Raw genomic sequence first — 15,910 nt, 5'->3', positions numbered from 1 at the left:
CGCCTTCATCATGAAAGGTGGGTTCGTGGCCAACATCGTCAACCTGGACCGGGTGTCCAAGGGGTACGGCGCCGCCGGGCCGCTGCTCACCGACGTCTCGCTCGGCCTCGACGACGCCGACCGGATCGGCGTGGTCGGCCTCAACGGCGCCGGCAAGTCCACCCTGCTGCGGCTGCTCACCAAGCAGGAGGAACCGGACGACGGCCGGGTGACCCACCGTCGCGACCTGCGCGTCCTCTGGCTTCCGCAGGCCCTGACGCTCGCCCCCGAGGCCACCGTCCGGGACGTGGTGCTCGGCACCGCCTGGCTCGGCGAGAGCATGGGCGCCGAGCACGAGTGGGCCGGCGACGCCGGGGTCCGAGGCATCCTCGACGGCCTCGGCATGCCCCACCTCGGCCTCGACCAGCCCGTCGGCCCGATGTCCGGCGGCGAGCGCCGCCGGGTCGCCCTGGCCGCCCTGCTGGTCCGCGACTCCGACCTGCTCATCCTCGACGAGCCCACCAACCACCTCGACGTCGGCGGCGTCGACTGGCTGGCGAAGCACCTGGTCGGCCGCAAGGGCGCCCTCGTCGTGGTCACCCACGACCGGTGGTTCCTCGACGCGGTCTGCACCGACACCTGGGAGGTTGCCGACCAGACCGTCCGGGCGTACGAGGGCGGCTTCGCCGCCTGGACCCTGGCCCGCGTCGAGCGGGACCGGGTCGCCGCCGCCACCGAGGCCCGCCGGCAGAACCTGCTCCGCAAGGAGATCGCCTGGCTGCGTCGCGGCCCGCCCGCCCGGACCAGCAAGCCGCAGTTCCGGATCGACGCCGCCAACGCGCTGATCGCCGACGTGCCGCCGGCGCGCGACACCATGTCGCTGCAACGGATGGCCACCGCCCGGCTCGGCAAGCAGGTGTACGACCTGGAGGGCGTCCGGCTGCACGCCGGCCCGAAGGAGATCCTGCACGACGCCACCTGGCACGTCGGCCCCGGTGACCGGATCGCCATCCTCGGCCGCAACGGCGCCGGCAAGACCACCCTGCTGCGGATGCTGGCCGGCATCACCCGCCCCGACGGCGGACGGTTCGCCACCGGCTCCACGGTCCGGCCCGCGTTCCTCTCCCAGGAGTTGGCCGAGCTGCCTGGCCACCTGCGCGTCCTCGAAGCCGTCGAGGAGGTCGCCCGCCGGGTGCAGCTCGGCGACCGGGAGGTCTCCGCCGCCCAGCTCGCCGAGGTCTTCGGCTTCGACGACCGCCGGCTCTGGACCCCGGTCAGCGACCTCTCCGGCGGGGAGCGCCGCCGGCTCCAGATGCTCCGGCTGCTCGCCGGCGAGCCCAACGTGCTGCTCTTCGACGAGCCCACCAACGACCTGGACACCGACACCCTCGCCGCGCTGGAGGACCTGCTCGACTCCTGGCCCGGCACGGTCATCGTGGCCAGCCACGACCGGTACCTCATCGAGCGGGTCACCGAATCGGCGTACGGGATGTTCGGCGACGGCCGGCTGGTGCACCTGCCCGGCGGCGTCGACGAGTACCTGGCCCGGGCCGCGAACCAGCCGCTGGCCGCGGTCGCCGGCGCATCCACCGCCACGGTGGGCGCCACCCCGGCGGCCGGCGGGATGTCCGCCGCCGAGGCCCGGCAGGCGAAGAAGGACCTCACCCGCCTGGAACGCCAGATCGGCAAGCTGGACCAGAGGGAGGCGGCGCTGCTCGACCAGCTCGCCGCGAACGCCACCGACTACGCCAAGGTCGCCGAGCTGGACGCCCAACTCAAGGACATGCGGGCCGAACGCGAGCAGGTCGAGGAGACCTGGCTGGCCCTCGCCGAGCAGGTCCCCGGGAACTGAGCCGGCCGGCTGCCGGAAGGCGAGCCGGCCTCGGGTGGGGGGTGTGCGGCGTCACAGCCCGCCGTGCGGGACAATCAGGTGACCCCTCACCCGCACGGTCTTGGAGATTCAGACATGGCCCACACCCCCGTCAACCACCCCGCGCGGCCGATCTACCGGGCGATCGGCGGGCTCGTTGGTCTGTACTTCGTGGTCTTCGGAGTGCTCGGCATCGTCGCCAGCGCCGGCAACGACTTCCTCGCCCAGGATGACACGAAGGCGCTCGGCCAGGGGACCAATCTCGGATTCTCGCTGATCAGCATCCTGCTCGGCGTCGCGATCCTGGCCGGCACCGCGATCGGCCGCAACCTCGACGTCGCGATCAACCAGTGGCTGGCGTACGTGCTCATGGTCCTCGGCCTGGCCGCGCTGGCCTTCCTGCAGACCGACGCCAACATCTTCAACTTCACCATCTTCACCGACATCGTGGTGCTGACCCTCTCGATGGTGCTGCTGATGGTCGGCATGTACGGCAAGGTCGGCACCGAGGAGGAGAGCGAGGCCTGGCAGAAGGCCCGGCTCGTCCTCTGACCGGGGGCGCCGCTGCGGGGATCGGCTGGTTCCGGTCCCGCTGCGGCGGTTCGGCCCGCATCCGGCGCCCGGGCGGGCGACAATCCTTCCGAACGGACACATCCGGACGGAGGGGTTATGGCGCACTTTCCGGTCAATCACCCGGCGCGAGCGCTCTATCGCGTCCTCGCCGGGGTCATCGGGCTCTACATCCTGGTCTTCGGAGTCTGGGGAGTGGCCGCGACCTGGGGCGAAGGGCTGTTCGACCGGGGCAGCACCTGGGCCCTCGGCCTCCGCACCAACCTCGCGTTCTCGCTGGTTTCGGTGATCTTCGGGGCCGTGCTGATGGTCGGGGCGTCCCGGCGGAGCAACCTCGGCCACTACATGAACCTGACCGCCGGGGTGGTCTTCCTGGTCACCGGCGTGCTGATGATGTCCGTCCTGCAGACCTCGGCGAACTTCCTCAACTTCTCGATGTCCACCGTCATCGTGTCGCTGCTGTTCGGGCTGGTGCTCCTCGCCACCGGCCTCTACGACAAGGTCGGCCCGCCCGAGCGCGCCGAGGCCGAACGCCGGCACCGCCGCGCCGCCGTCCCCGGCGGTCGCTGAACCCGGCCGTCCCGGACCCCGGTCACCGGCCCTTCGCCGTGATCAGGGTCGGCTTCGCGTCCAGGTGCGACAAGCCGTTCCAGGCCAGGTTGACCAGGTGCGCGGCCACTGTCTCCTTACGCGGCTTGCGCACCTCCAGCCACCAGCGCCCCGTCAATGCCACCATCCCGACGAGGGCCTGCGAGTAGAGCTCGGCCAGCTTCGGGTCGTACCCCCGGGTCTTGAACTCGGCGCCGAGGATGTGCTCGACCTGGTGCGCGACGTCGTTCATCACGCTGCTGAAGTTGCCCGTCGCGGACATCACCGGCGACTCCCGGACCAGCACCCGGAACCCGCTGGTCTCCTCCTCGATGTACCCGAGCAGGGCCATCGCCGCCTGCTCCAGCAACTCCCGCGGATGACCGGCGGTCAGGGCCGTGGTGATCCGGTCCAGCAGGGCCCGGACCTCCCGGTCCACCACCACCGCGTAGAGCCCTTCCTTGCCGCCGAAGTGCTCGTAGATCACCGGCTTGGAGACCTTCGCCCGGGCCGCCACCTCCTCGATCGAGGTCGCGTCGAAGCCGCGCTCGGCGAACAGCTGCCGGCCGATCGAGATCAACTGCTCGCGCCGCTGGGCCGCCGACATCCGCACCCGCGAGGGCGGCTTGCCCGCCGCCGCAACCGCGCGCCGCCGACCACCTGGGCCACCCTCGCCGACCGGACCGTCCGCCATGTCGTCACCTCGCCGGCGCTCGGGGACGCCTGTCGTGGGATGCCGCTGCCTCCGCTGTTCGCGCCGTCGACCCCGTCCGAATCCGGGACGGTGCCGCCGCGTCGTCCGACCGTACCCGTGCCGGTCGACCCGGCGTCGGCCGGCACGGCGGGAGTCCACGGGCGCGTGGAGCCGCATGGGACAGTTTCGTGCGTGGATGCCTTCATGCCGCGCGCCGTGCCGTCGGAGTGCCGCGCCGGCAGTTCTGAAGGACCGAAGGGATCATGAGGGGAATGGGCGATGGCGTCCAGGGCTCGGGACGCTAAGGTGTAGAGGTCTGCCGACCGCTTGGTTTGTCCGTTTAGACCGTCCCGGGTCGTCTAATGGCAGGACGTCAGGTTTTGGTCCTGATTATAGGGGTTCGAATCCTCTCCCGGGAGCTTCCGCTGTACCGCCGCCATGGCGTGGTTAGCATGGCCGCGAGACTGTCGCCGTCCCGACGGGAGCTACATCGTGTCCCAGCTCCACCTCCGAACCGTCGTCGTGCTCGCCGCCGGGGAGGGCAAGCGGATGAAGTCGGCGCTGCCCAAGGTGCTGCATCCCCTGCTCGGCCGGACCCTGCTCGGCCACGTGCTGACCGCCGCCGCGCCGCTTGCGGCCGACCGGACCGTCGTGGTGGTGGGGCACGGCGCGGACCAGGTCCGGGCGCACCTGGCCGAGGTCGCCCCGGCGGCCACCCCCGTGCTCCAGGCTGAGCAGCTCGGCACCGGCCACGCGGTCCGGATCGGGCTGGACGCGGCGCCGGACGCCGCCGGGACCGTGGTGGTGATCAACGGCGACGTGCCGTTGCTCCGCCCCGAGACGGTCGCCGCGCTGGTCGACGCGCACGAGGGCGCGGGAGCCGCGGCCACGGTGCTGGCCGCCGAGGTGCCCGACCCGACCGGGCTGGGGCGCATCGTCCGGGACGCGGCAGGTCGGCTGGAGCAGATCGTCGAGGAGCGCGATGCCACCCCGGCCCAACGCGCGCTGCGCGAGATCAACGCCGGCATCTACGCGTTCGACGCGGTGCGGCTGCGCGCCGCGCTGGGCAAGCTCTCCGCCGACAACGACCAGGGCGAGGAGTACCTCACCGACGTCTTCGGCCTGCTCGTCTCCGCCGGCGAGCCGGTGGCGGTGCACGTGGCCGCCGACCATGTCGAGACGCTGGGCTGCAACGACCGGGTCGAGCTGGCGGCCCTGCGCCGGCTGCTGCGCGACCGGGTGAACGAGGGGTGGATGCGTACCGGGGTCAGCATCCTGGACCCGGCGACGACCTGGATCGACGTGACGGTCGCGGTGGACCGGGACGCGGTGATCGACCAGAACACCCAGCTGCGCGGCGGGACCGTGGTCGGCGCGGAGGCCGTGGTCGGCCCGGACGTGACGTTGATCGACACGGTGATCGGCCCGGGGGCGACCGTGCTGCGTAGCCACGCCGTCGAGGCCGAGGTCGGCCCGGGGGCCAGCGTCGGGCCGTACGCGTACCTGCGGCCGGCGGCGAAGCTGGCCGAGCGGGCCAAGGTCGGCACCTTCGTCGAGGTGAAGAACTCCGAGGTCGGCGCGGGCGCGAAGGTGCCACACCTGTCGTACGTGGGTGACGCGACGATCGGGGCGAAGGCCAACATCGGCGCGGCGACGATCTTCGTGAACTACGACGGGGTCAACAAGCACCGCACCACGGTCGGCGAGGCGGCGTTCATCGGCTGCGACACCAGCCTGATCGCCCCCGTGGAGGTGGGCCCGGGCGCGTACGTCGCGGCGGGCAGCGCGGTCAGCCAGGACGTGCCGCCGGGTGCGCTCGGGGTCACCCGGGCGCCGCAGCGCAACATCGAGGGCTGGGTGGCCCGCAGGCGGCCCGGCACCGCCTCGGCCGAGGCCGCCGAGCGGGCCCGCCAAGCTGTGGCGGAAGCGGCGGAGGATGCGCCGGAGGCCTGAGGGCCGCAAGGGAAGGTGAGGCAATCCACGGGGGCACCGAGGCGGTTCGACGGCCGTCAGGCGGGGGAGATACTGCAACCGCATAGTCCCGGCCAGACCGCAGCCGGGACCACCGACCAACGGGAGCAGACGAGCCCATGGGCAGCATCGTCGCCGAAAACCGCAAGAGCCTGATGCTTTTCTCCGGACGTGGCTTTCCGGAGCTGGCCAAGGAGATCGGCGAGGTGCTAGGCGTCGCGCCGACGCCCGCCGACGCGTACGAGTTCGCGAACGGGGAGATCTTCGTACGGTTCAAGGACTCGGTGCGCGGTTCGGACGCCTTCGTGGTGCAGTCCGTGACGCACGGGGTCAACACCTGGGTCATGGAGACCCTGATCATGATCGACGCGCTGAAGCGCGGTTCGGCCAAGCGGATCACCGTGGTCCTGCCGTTCTACCCGTACTCGCGGCAGGACAAGAAGCACCGGGGCCGGGAGCCGATCTCGGCGCGGCTGGTGGCGGACCTGCTGAAGACCGCGGGCGCGAACCGGATCCTCACGGTGGACCTGCACACCGCGCAGATCCAGGGCTTCTTCGACGGCCCCGTGGACCACCTGTTCGCGATGGACATCCTGGCCGAGTACGTGGAGCGCAAGTTCGCCGGTCGGCCGATGACGGTGGTGGCGCCGGACTCGGGCCGGGTTCGGGTGGCGGAGCGGTGGACGGACCGGCTGGGCGGCTGCCCGCTGGCGTTCATCCACAAGACCCGGGATCCGCTCAAGCCGAACCAGGTGGTGGCGAACCGGGTGGTCGGCGACGTGGAGGGGCGGGTCTGCCTGATCGTCGACGACATGATCGACACCGGCGGCACGATCACCAAGGCCGCCGAGATCCTCCGGACGGCCGGTGCGGCGGAGATCGTCGTGGCGTCCACCCACGCGCTGCTGTCCGACCCGGCGACCGAGCGGCTGAAGAACAGCCCGATCACCGAGGTCGTGGTGACCAACACGCTGCCGCTGCCATCCGAGAAGCAGCTCGACAAGATCACCGTGCTGTCGATCGCGCCGCTGCTGGCCCGGGCGATCCGGGAGGTCTTCGACGACGGGTCGGTGACCACCCTGTTCGGCGGCCTGAGCTGACGGTCGCCCGCGCGCCGGCTGTCGTCCCGAGGCCGGCGCGCGGGTTCCGGACCGGCTCCGACGCGGCGTCCGGTTCGGCTCCGACGCGGCGTCCGGGGCGATGTTCGACCGGCGTCCGGGGGCGGTGTCCGCTGGGTGTTTTTGCCCCTGCGGATGGCGGAGGCGGGGACTGCCGTCGAGGGCGTAATCAACTCGGGTAGACTACTGCGGTTGCCACGGCGAGGGTGCCCGGCGGGCCGCTGAAAAGCGCCGCACGGATGCACCGTCATCGACGCGGTGCTCCGGGCAGTCGTTCATGACGCATGAGCCCCAGCGAGCCCCTCGCCCCAGCACCGCCAGTCGACAAGCCCGCCGCAGCGAAAGCATCAGGAGTTTCCCCGTGTCCGAGGTAAAGATCAGCGCCGAGCCCCGTACCGAGTTCGGCAAGGGTGGTGCCCGCCGTACCCGCCGGGCCGGCTTGGTGCCCGCCGTGCTTTACGGCCACGGCGAGAAGCCCAAGCACATCGCACTGCCCGTGCGTGAGTTCGCCGCCGCAATCCGCAAGGGCGGCGCCAACCAGCTCTTCGCGATCGAGGTCAGCGACGGCACCCAGGTGCTGGCGCTGCCGAAGGCGATCCAGCGGGACCCGATCCGGGACAGCTACGAGCACGTCGACCTGCTGCTGGTCCGCCGCGGCGAGAAGGTCACCGTCGAGGTCCCGGTCCAGCTGACCGGCGAGGCCGCCAAGGACACGCTGATCGTGCACGACCACGACACCCTCTCGGTGACCGCCGACGCCACGAAGGTGCCGGACCACCTGGAGGCGTCGATCGAGGGTCTGGAGGCCGGTACCCAGGTCACCGCCGCCGACGTGGAGCTGCCGGCCGGCGTCGAGCTGGTCGCCGACCCGGAGGCCACGGTCGCCTCGGTGACCGCCGCCCCGACCGCCGAGCAGCTCGAGGCCACCCTCCCCGAGGTCGAGGAGGCCACCGCCGAGGCCGAGGCCGAGGTCGGCGAGGAGACCGCCGAGGGTGCCGAGGCCCCGGCCGCCGAGGGCGAGCAGGCCCCGGCCGAGGCGAAGACCGAGGCCTGACCGGTCCCCGTTCCGTGCGACAGGCGCTCCCGTGATCGGGGGCGCCTGTCGGCATATCGGGGGGTCGTCGGGTCGCACGGCCATGGTGGGCGGCGCTGAGAGCGGGAGGGGCGTGGCGTGACGGACGAGGCGGGGCCGTGGCTGGTGGTCGGCCTGGGCAACCCCGGTCGGGAGTACGCGGGCAACCGGCACAATGTCGGCTTCATGGTGGCCGACCTGCTGGCCGCCCGCGTGGGTGGCAAGTTCGGCCGGCACAAGCGGGCGGTGGCTGAGGTCACCGAGGGGCGGCTCGGGTTCGGCGGCCCGAAGCTGGTGCTGGCGAAGCCGCTGACGTACATGAACCTCTCCGGCGGGCCGGTGGCCGGGCTGGCGCAGTTCCACAAGGTGCCGCCGGGCCGGGTGATCGCGATCCACGACGAGCTGGACATCGACTACGGGCAGGTGCGGGTGAAGTGCGGCGGCGGCGAGGGCGGGCACAACGGCCTGCGCTCGATGTCGAAGTCGCTGGGCACGAAGGACTACGTCCGGGTGCGGTTCGGCGTCGGCCGGCCGCCGGGTCGGCAGGACCCGGCGGACTACGTGCTGTCGGACTTCTCCGCCGCCGAGCGCAAGGAGCTCGAGTTCCTCATCGACCGGGCGGCGGACGTGGTCGAGTCGGTGGTCATCCGGGGCGTGGAGCCGACCCAGAACCAGTATCACGGGGCGTGACCTGGGCGGGGCGTACGCGGGTGACCGAGGCCCGGCCGGTAGTCTGCGCCTTTCGGGCGAACCGCAGCCGGCGGCCCGGGTCGCCGGCGAGGCGACGGGAGCGAGTTGTGGGCAGTCCTCCGATGATCGACGGCGCGTTCGCCCGGTGGTTGGCGGCCCAGGCCGGGCAGGCGCTGCTGGGCCTGCGTACGGAGATGGGCTTCGCCGACCCGGGGGCGTTGAAGTCGGCCGGGGACAAGGTCTCGCACGACCTGATCCGGACGGAGCTGGCGAAGTGGCGCCCGGGGGACGCGGTCCTCTCCGAGGAGGACGAGGGCTCGCGGCTGGCCTGGGCGGCGGAGGTGAACGCCGGGGCGGTGCCCCGGCTGACCGCCGACCGGGTGTGGATCATCGACCCGCTGGACGGGACGCGGGAGTACGCCGAGGAGGGGCGCTCGGACTGGGCGGTGCACGTGGCGCTCTGGGCGCGTAACGCCGCCACCCCGCACGGCCTGGTGGCCGGCGCGGTCGGGCTGCCGGCGCAACACCGGGTGCTGGGCACGGACCAACCGCCGGCGTACCCGCCGATGGCGCTGGGCGCGGCGACCGCGGGCGGGGGACAGGTCATCCGGTTGGCGGCCAGTCGTAGTCGTCCGCCGGTTTTTCTGACCGATCTGGCGGAGGATGTCGGCGCTCGTCTCGTTCCGATGGGCTCGGCGGGGGCGAAGATCGCCGCAGTGGTGACCGGTGAGGTCGACGCGTACATCCACGCCGGCGGCCAGTACGAGTGGGACTCGGCCGCCCCGGTAGCTGTGGCGACGGCCACCGGACTGCATGCTTCCCGGATCGACGGTTCTGCGCTGAGATACAACGAGGCTGATCCGCGCCTGCCCGACCTGTTGGTCTGCCGCAAGGATCTCGCCAGCCGGTTGCTTGCAGCGTTGCAGAGGCAGTCCGGGTAGCCTGAGCGTTCTTCTTTACGTGTCCGACCGGAAAGGTCTGGAATCCCATGGGCGGATCCGAGCGAATCGAGGCCGTGTCATGACCACCCCCGCCGCGTACCAGGTCTCGCACCTCGACGCGTTGGAGGCGGAGAGCGTCTTCGTGATGCGCGAGGTGGTCGCGGAGATGGAGCGGCCGGTGCTGCTGTTCTCCGGTGGCAAGGACTCGATCGTGATGTTGCGGTTGGCGCAGAAGGCGTTCGCTCCGGCGAACATCCCGTTCCCGGTGATGCACGTCGACACGGGGCACAACTTCCCGGAGGTCCTGGAGTACCGGGATCGTCGGGTGGCGGAGCTGGGCCTGCAGCTGATCGTGGCGAGCGTGCCGGAGGCGTTGGCGCGGGGGTTCGTGCGGGAGGCGGCGGACGGGACGCGGAACCGGATCCAGACGCCGGTGTTGTTGGACGCGGTGGAGAAGCACCGGTTCGACGCGTTGTTCGGTGGGGCGCGGCGGGACGAGGAGAAGGCGCGGGCGAAGGAGCGGGTGTTCTCGTTCCGGGACGAGTTCGGGCAGTGGGATCCGAAGAACCAGCGTCCCGAGCTGTGGTCGTTGTACAACGGTCGGCATCACCCGGGCGAGTCCATCCGGGTGTTCCCGTTGTCGAACTGGACCGAGTTGGATGTGTGGCACTACATCGCGCGGGAGCGGATCCCGTTGCCCCCGATCTACTACGCGCACGAGCGCGAGGTGGTGGAGCGGGACGGGATGCTCTACGCGGTGAACGAGTTCTTCCACCCCCGGGCGGGTGAGGAGCGGTTCAAGGCCCAGGTGCGCTACCGGACGGTGGGCGATGCCTCCTGCACCGCTGCCGTGCGTTCGGACGCGGACTCGGTGGAACTGGTGATCGAGGAGGTGGCCGCGACGCGGATCACCGAGCGGGGCGCGACCCGGGGTGACGATCGGGTCAGTGAGGCCGCGATGGAGGACCGTAAGCGGGAGGGCTACTTCTGATGAGCACCGACACTGTGGCCGCCGAGGTCGATCTCGGGGCGCGGCCGATGGACCTGCTGCGGTTCGCGACGGCGGGGAGCGTCGACGACGGTAAGTCGACGTTGATCGGCCGGCTGTTGTACGACACGAAGTCGTTGTTCACCGACCAGCTCGCCGCCGTCGAAGCCGTCAGCGCGGCGCGGGGGGACGAGTACACCAACCTCGCGCTGCTCACCGACGGCCTGCGGGCGGAGCGGGAGCAGGGCATCACGATCGATGTGGCGTACCGGTACTTCGCCACGCCGCGGCGGAAGTTCATCATCGCCGACACTCCGGGGCACATCCAGTACACCCGCAACATGGTCACCGGGGCGTCCACCGCCGATCTGGCGCTGATCCTGGTGGACGCGCGCAAGGGCCTCGTCGAGCAGTCGCGGCGACATGCGTTCCTGTGTTCGCTGCTGCGGGTGCCGCACCTGGTGTTGTGTGTGAACAAGATGGACCTGGTCGGTTTCTCGCAGGAGGTGTTCGAGCGGATCGCGGACGAGTTCACGGCGTTCGCGGCGAAGCTGGACGTGCCCGACCTGACGGTGGTGCCGGTGTCGGCCCTGCGGGGGGACAACATCGTGTCCCGGTCGGAGAACATGCCGTGGTACGACGGTCCGTCGTTGCTGCATCATCTGGAGCGGGTGCACATCGCCTCGGACCGGAACCTGCAGGACGTGCGGTTCCCGGTGCAGTATGTGATCCGGCCGCAGTCCACGACGGTGACCGACTACCGGGGGTACGCCGGTCAGGTGGCCTCGGGGGTGTTGAAGCCGGGGGACGAGGTGATGGTGCTGCCGTCGGGGTTCACCAGCCGCATCGCGGCGGTGGAGACCGCGGACGGGCCGGTGGAGGAGGCGTTCCCGCCGATGTCGGTCACGGTCCGTCTCGAAGACGAGATCGACATCTCCCGGGGTGACATGATCTGCCGGCCGAACAACGCCCCGGCGGTGGCGCAGGACATCGAGGCGATGGTCTGCTGGATGGACGAGACCCGCCCGTTGCAGGTCGGCGGTAAGTACGTGATCAAGCACACCACCCGCTCGGCGCGGGCGATCGTACGGGGCCTGCACTACCGCTTCGACATCAACTCCCTGCACCGCGACGAGACCGCCACCGAACTGAGGCTCAACGAGATCGGCCGGGTCCGGCTGCGGACGACGGTGCCGCTCCTGGCCGACGAGTACCGCCGCAACCGCACCACCGGCGGTTTCGTCATCATCGACGAGACCACCAACCGCACCGTAGGCGCCGGCATGATCGTCGAAACCGTCTGACGCCGCCCGCCCCCACCCCTCGAACGCCCCGCATTTTCACGGAAAGAGTGGCCATCCAAGCCCGGATGGCCACTCTTTCCGTGAAATAGCGCGTGAGTGGGGCGCGTGGGGTGGGTGGGTGGGTGGGTGGGGGTGAGGCGGCGGGGTGTCAGGGGCGGGGGTGGGTGTCGGGGGTGGACAGGTGGAAGGTGGGGGCGGGGAAGTTGCGGGCGGCGTAGGCGGCGGTGACGGCGGCGGACGCCGCGTCGGCGCGATCGGCGTCGACCAGGGCGAGGACGCAGCCGCCGAAGCCGCCGCCGGTCATCCGCGCGCCGTACGCCCCGGCCGCGAGGGCCGCCTCGACCGCCGTGTCGATCTCCGGCACGGTGATCTCGAAGTCGTCCCGCATCGAGGCGTGCGAGGCGGTCAGCAGCGGGCCGATGTCGCGGATCCGGCCGGCGCGCAGCAGTTCGACGGTGTCGAGCACCCGCTGGTTCTCGGTCACCACGTGCCGGACCCGGCGGCGGGTCTCGTCGTCGTCGAGCAGGGCGAGGGCCTCGTCCAGCCCGGCGGCGGGGACGTCGCGCAGCGCGGCCACCCCGAGGAGCTTCGCCGCCTGGTCGCAGGAGGCGCGGCGGGAGGCGTACTCGCCGCCGGCGTGCCGGTGCGGGGCCCGGCTGTCGATCACCAGCACGGCCAGGCCGGCGGCGGCCAGGTCGAACGGGATGTGTTCGACGGACTCGGTACGGCAGTCGAGGAACAGCGCGTGGCCGGGGCGGCAGCGGATCACCGCAGACTGGTCCATGATCCCGGTGGGGACGCCGACGTAGGCGTTCTCGGCCCGCTGGGCGAGCCGGGGCCGCCGTTCGGCCGGCAGGTCCACCCCGCCGAGGTCGACCAGGGCGGCCAGCACGGCGGCCTCCAGCGCCGCCGAGGAGGACAGCCCGGAGCCGACCGGCACGTCCGAGGCGATGGCGAGCCGCGCGCCGGGCACGTCGTGGCCGGCGTCGCGCAGCGCCCAGACCACCCCGGCCACGTACGCGCCCCAGCCGGCGACCCGGCCGGGCGCGGCGACCTCGTCGGCGCCGAACTCGACCGGGGAGTCGGACAGCTCCGACCAGACCGTCCACCGCCCGCCGTCCTGCGGCGCGGCGGCGACGACGGTACGCAGCGGCAGCGTGAACGGCAGCACGAAGCCGTCGTTGTAGTCGGTGTGCTCGCCGATCAGGTTGGCCCGCCCGGGAGCCGCCCAGCGGCCGGCGGGTGGCTCGCCGTACCGGTGCAGGAAGCCGGCGCCGGCGCGGTCGGCGACGTTGCCGGGACGCGCGGGATCGGTCACGGACGCTCCAGGACGTGCGTGCGGTAGAAGGCCCAGGCGTCGCCGACCATGTCGTGCAGGGTGGGCTTCTCGGGCACCCAGCCCAGCTCCTCGCGGGCCAGCGCGGAGGAGGCGACCAGCTCGGCCGGGTCGCCCTCGCGGCGCGGCGCCACCTCGATCGGCAGCGGCCGGCCGGTGACCTCGCGGACCACGTCGACGACCTGCCGGTTGGTGAACCCGGCGCCGTTGCCCAGGTTGTAGATGCGGTGCCGGCCGGGAACGGCGGCGGTGAGCGCCAGCAGGTGGGCGCGGGCCAGGTCCTCGACGTGGATGTAGTCGCGCACGCAGGTGCCGTCGACGGTGGGGTAGTCGTCGCCGAAGAGCTGGAGCTTCTCCCGCCGCCCGGCGGCCACGTCCAGAGCGATCGGGATGAGGTGGCTCTCCGGGTCGTGCCGCTCGCCGATGGCCAGGTCGCCGCGCAGGTACGCCCCGGCGACGTTGAAGTAGCGCAGCGACACGGCGGCCAGGTCGTGCCCGATCGCCTCGGAGGTGAGCGCCATGTCGACGGCGAGCTTGGTGGCGCCGTACGTGTTGGTGGGGGCCTTGACGGCGGTCTCCGGGATGGGCAGCTCGACGGGGTTGCCGTAGACGGCGGCGGTGGAGGAGAAGACCATTCTCGGCACGCCGGCGGCCCGGACCGCGTCGATCAGGGCGAGCGAGCCGACGGTGTTGGTGTGCCAGTACAGCTCCGGCCTGACCATCGATTCGCCGGCGGCGATCAGGGCGGCGAAGTGCAGCACCCCGTCGAAGCCCGCCCCCGGGGTGAGCACCCGGGCCGCGTCGTGGATCGACGCGTCGACCCAGGTGGCCTCCGGGGCGAGCGCCTCCCGGTGCCCGGTGCGCAGGTCGTCGAGGACGACCACCTCGTGGCCGGCGTCGAGCAGCAGCCGGGTCACCACACTGCCGATGTAGCCGGCGCCGCCGGTGACGAGCAGTTTCACGTCGATCCTCCTGCCTGGCCACGCCTCGCGGGGCCGTTCGTGATCACCTTACGACGGCTCGCTGTGGCCGCATGGGCCGTCGCCGGGCCCTCGGGGCTCTACCATCTACAGACATGCGGGAAGCGGGCGGTCCCGGGCTCCGGCGACGATCGCCGAGGCGGGCTCGACGCGTTCCGGGGCCGCTGGCCCGGGCGGTCGCCCGGCTCGTGGTCCGGGCCGCCGACGGCGCCACCCGGCTGGTCACCGACCTGCTCGGGGCCAGCCCCGCGGCCGGCCGGGAACGGATCAGCGAGGCGGAGCTGCGCGACCTGGTCGCCGCCAACACCGTTCTCGACCCCGACGAGCGGCGGATCATCGACGAGGTGCTGGTGGCCGGCGCGAGCCTGGTCCGTGAGGTGATGATGCCCCGCACCGAGGTGGTCTTCCTCTCCGCCGGGCTGAGCCTGGCCGAGGCGGAGCGGCTGGTCCGGGCCGAGCCACACACCCGCTACCCGGTGGTCGACGGCACCCACGACGACGTGGTCGGCTTCGTCCACCTGCGCGACGTGCTGCTGCGCCCCGACCTCGATCCGGACGCCACCGTCGGCGAGCTGACCCGGGAGGTCAAGCAGCTGCCCGGCAGCAAGCGGGTGCTGGCCGCGCTGACCGAGATGCGCCGCGAGGGCCACCACCTGGCGGTGGTGGTCGACGAGTACGGCGGCACCGCCGGCATCGTCACCTGCGAGGACCTGATCGAGGAACTGGTCGGGGAGATCCACGACGAGCACGACGACGCCCCCGAGCCGGCGCTGGCCGGGCTGCCCGCCGTGGTGGACGGCCGGCTCAACCTCGCCCACTTCGCCGAGCGCACCGGGGTGCGGCTGCCAGCCGGCCCGTACGAGACGGTCGGCGGGTACGTGATGGCGGCGCTCGGCCGGCTGCCGATCGACGGCGACGAGGTGCCGGTGCCCCCGGCCCCGGGCGACGGCGGCGCCCCCGACGTCCCGCCCGAGGGGTGGCTGCTGCGGGTGCTCACGCTGGAGGGGCGCCGGGTGGCCCGGCTCGCGGTCTCCGCGGCACGCCTGCCCGAGCCGCGGCGCGAGGTCGCCGCCCCGGTGCCGGCGGCCGAGAGCCGACCCGCCGGCCCGTCATGACGTACGCCGGGGGGTGCTGACAGAATTGCCGGCATGTTTTCGCCGGTGTGCTTCGAGTAGCCGGCGCGACGTGATACGGGTGGACGGCTCGGTGGCCGAAGGGGTGGCGCGGAACGTGGATCGCAGGGACGGGGCGCCGGTGGCCGGCGACACCATCCAGATCGGGATCGCGGTGGACATCCCGGAACCGTGGGGCGGGACACTCACCCGGCGCCGGGTCGAGACCGGCGACCCCCTGGTGGTCCAGGCGCACGTGACGCTGCTCGGGCCCACCGAGATCCCGGTGGCGGCGCTGCCGGCGGTCGAGCGGCACCTCGCCGCGGTGGCCGCCGCCCACCTGCCGTTCGCGCTGCACCTGCGCGGCACCGGCACGTTCCGCCCCGTCACCCAGGTGGTCTTCGTGGCAGTGGCCGCCGGGATCAGCGAGTGCGAGCTGCTGGCCGCCGCGATCAGAGTCGCGCCCGAGCTGCACCGGGAGGCCCGCTTCCCGTACCACCCGCACGTCACGGTGGCGCAGGACGTCGCGCCGGAGGCGCTGGACAAGGTGTACGAGGACCTGGCCGACTTCTCGGCGATGTTCGAGGTGGGCTCGTTCACCCTCTTCTCCCACAGCGGGCAGGCCCGGTGGCAGCCGCGCCGGGATTTCCTGCTCGGTGCTTGAACCCGGCGGGCCGTCGACGTGCCGGCGGCCGAT

General features: G+C 72.2%; 14 protein-coding genes, 1 tRNA gene and 1 pseudogene. 13 read left to right on the top strand and 3 right to left on the bottom strand.

Features of this window, described 5'->3' with window-relative positions; translation table 11 throughout:
• The first annotated feature begins 25 nt into the window (after window positions 1–25).
• The 3 genes from OG559_RS08040 (at window position 26) to OG559_RS08030 (ending at window position 2,989) form a co-directional block, all read left to right on the top strand.
• Window positions 26–1,831 carry an ABC-F family ATP-binding cassette domain-containing protein gene (locus tag OG559_RS08040; RefSeq protein WP_405113907.1) on the top strand — a complete coding sequence of 602 codons (1,806 nt, stop codon included), beginning with the start codon at window positions 26–28 and terminating at the stop codon, window positions 1,829–1,831.
• 114 nt (window positions 1,832–1,945) lie between these two features.
• Window positions 1,946–2,401 carry a DUF4383 domain-containing protein gene (locus OG559_RS08035; RefSeq protein WP_405113905.1) on the top strand — a complete coding sequence of 152 codons (456 nt, stop codon included), beginning with the start codon at window positions 1,946–1,948 and terminating at the stop codon, window positions 2,399–2,401.
• Between the two features lie 117 nt (window positions 2,402–2,518).
• Window positions 2,519–2,989, top strand: a complete 471-nt coding sequence (locus OG559_RS08030) for a DUF4383 domain-containing protein (protein WP_405113903.1) — start codon at window positions 2,519–2,521, stop codon at window positions 2,987–2,989.
• Between the two features lie 22 nt (window positions 2,990–3,011).
• Here the strand turns inward: OG559_RS08030 and OG559_RS08025 are convergent, their stop codons facing one another.
• Entirely contained in the window at window positions 3,012–3,701 is a 690-nt protein-coding gene (locus OG559_RS08025; RefSeq protein WP_405113901.1) for a TetR family transcriptional regulator, read from the bottom strand.
• A 348-nt stretch (window positions 3,702–4,049) separates the two neighbouring features.
• On the opposite strand from OG559_RS08025, the gene OG559_RS08020 reads away from it, so the two are divergent.
• The 8 genes and pseudogenes from OG559_RS08020 to cysN all read left to right on the top strand — a co-directional run bounded on the left by OG559_RS08020 (window position 4,050) and on the right by cysN (window position 11,785).
• Window positions 4,050–4,120 (top strand) — tRNA-Gln (locus OG559_RS08020).
• A gap of 70 nt (window positions 4,121–4,190) precedes the next feature.
• Window positions 4,191–5,740: pseudogene (glmU, locus tag OG559_RS08015) on the top strand (bifunctional UDP-N-acetylglucosamine diphosphorylase/glucosamine-1-phosphate N-acetyltransferase GlmU).
• A gap of 51 nt (window positions 5,741–5,791) precedes the next feature.
• A complete protein-coding gene (locus tag OG559_RS08010; RefSeq protein WP_405113899.1) occupies window positions 5,792–6,772 on the top strand; it encodes a ribose-phosphate diphosphokinase in 981 nt (326 codons plus the stop codon).
• A gap of 379 nt (window positions 6,773–7,151) precedes the next feature.
• Window positions 7,152–7,844: a 50S ribosomal protein L25/general stress protein Ctc gene (locus OG559_RS08005; protein ID WP_405113897.1), complete on the top strand. Its 693-nt coding sequence runs from the start codon at window positions 7,152–7,154 to the stop codon at window positions 7,842–7,844.
• Window positions 7,845–7,961: 117 nt separating this feature from the next.
• Entirely contained in the window at window positions 7,962–8,552 is a 591-nt protein-coding gene (gene pth, locus OG559_RS08000) for an aminoacyl-tRNA hydrolase (RefSeq protein ID WP_405113895.1), read from the top strand.
• Between the two features lie 122 nt (window positions 8,553–8,674).
• The gene (locus tag OG559_RS07995) at window positions 8,675–9,493 is read left to right on the top strand and encodes an inositol monophosphatase family protein (RefSeq protein WP_405116480.1); all 819 of its coding nucleotides are present in this window, start codon (window positions 8,675–8,677) and stop codon (window positions 9,491–9,493) included.
• A gap of 79 nt (window positions 9,494–9,572) precedes the next feature.
• Window positions 9,573–10,484 carry a sulfate adenylyltransferase subunit CysD gene (gene cysD, locus OG559_RS07990; RefSeq protein ID WP_405113893.1) on the top strand — a complete coding sequence of 304 codons (912 nt, stop codon included), beginning with the start codon at window positions 9,573–9,575 and terminating at the stop codon, window positions 10,482–10,484.
• Window positions 10,484–11,785: a sulfate adenylyltransferase subunit CysN gene (gene cysN, locus OG559_RS07985; protein WP_405113891.1), complete on the top strand. Its 1,302-nt coding sequence runs from the start codon at window positions 10,484–10,486 to the stop codon at window positions 11,783–11,785. Before cysD ends, cysN begins: the two co-directional genes overlap by 1 nt.
• A gap of 148 nt (window positions 11,786–11,933) precedes the next feature.
• Here the strand turns inward: cysN and galK are convergent, their stop codons facing one another.
• Together galK and galE are read right to left on the bottom strand one after the other, a co-directional pair.
• Window positions 11,934–13,103 (bottom strand): galactokinase, encoded by a 1,170-nt coding sequence (galK, locus tag OG559_RS07980; RefSeq protein ID WP_405113889.1) that lies wholly within the window; start codon window positions 13,101–13,103, stop codon window positions 11,934–11,936.
• Window positions 13,100–14,083 (bottom strand): UDP-glucose 4-epimerase GalE, encoded by a 984-nt coding sequence (galE, locus tag OG559_RS07975; protein ID WP_405113887.1) that lies wholly within the window; start codon window positions 14,081–14,083, stop codon window positions 13,100–13,102. The genes galK and galE overlap by 4 nt, the downstream gene beginning before the upstream one ends.
• A 113-nt stretch (window positions 14,084–14,196) precedes the next feature.
• Here galE and OG559_RS07970 point away from each other — a divergent pair, with 113 nt between their 5' ends.
• Together OG559_RS07970 and OG559_RS07965 are read left to right on the top strand one after the other, a co-directional pair.
• Window positions 14,197–15,216 (top strand): hemolysin family protein, encoded by a 1,020-nt coding sequence (locus OG559_RS07970; RefSeq protein ID WP_405113885.1) that lies wholly within the window; start codon window positions 14,197–14,199, stop codon window positions 15,214–15,216.
• 73 nt (window positions 15,217–15,289) lie between these two features.
• Entirely contained in the window at window positions 15,290–15,877 is a 588-nt protein-coding gene (locus OG559_RS07965; protein WP_405116478.1) for a 2'-5' RNA ligase family protein, read from the top strand.
• Window positions 15,878–15,910: the final 33 nt, after the last annotated feature.

The organism is Micromonospora sp. NBC_01405 (assembly GCF_045040155.1).
GTDB lineage: Bacteria > Actinomycetota > Actinomycetes > Mycobacteriales > Micromonosporaceae > Micromonospora.
Note: the sequence above shows the minus strand (reverse complement) of the source record. Positions and strands in the feature narration are given on the sequence as shown.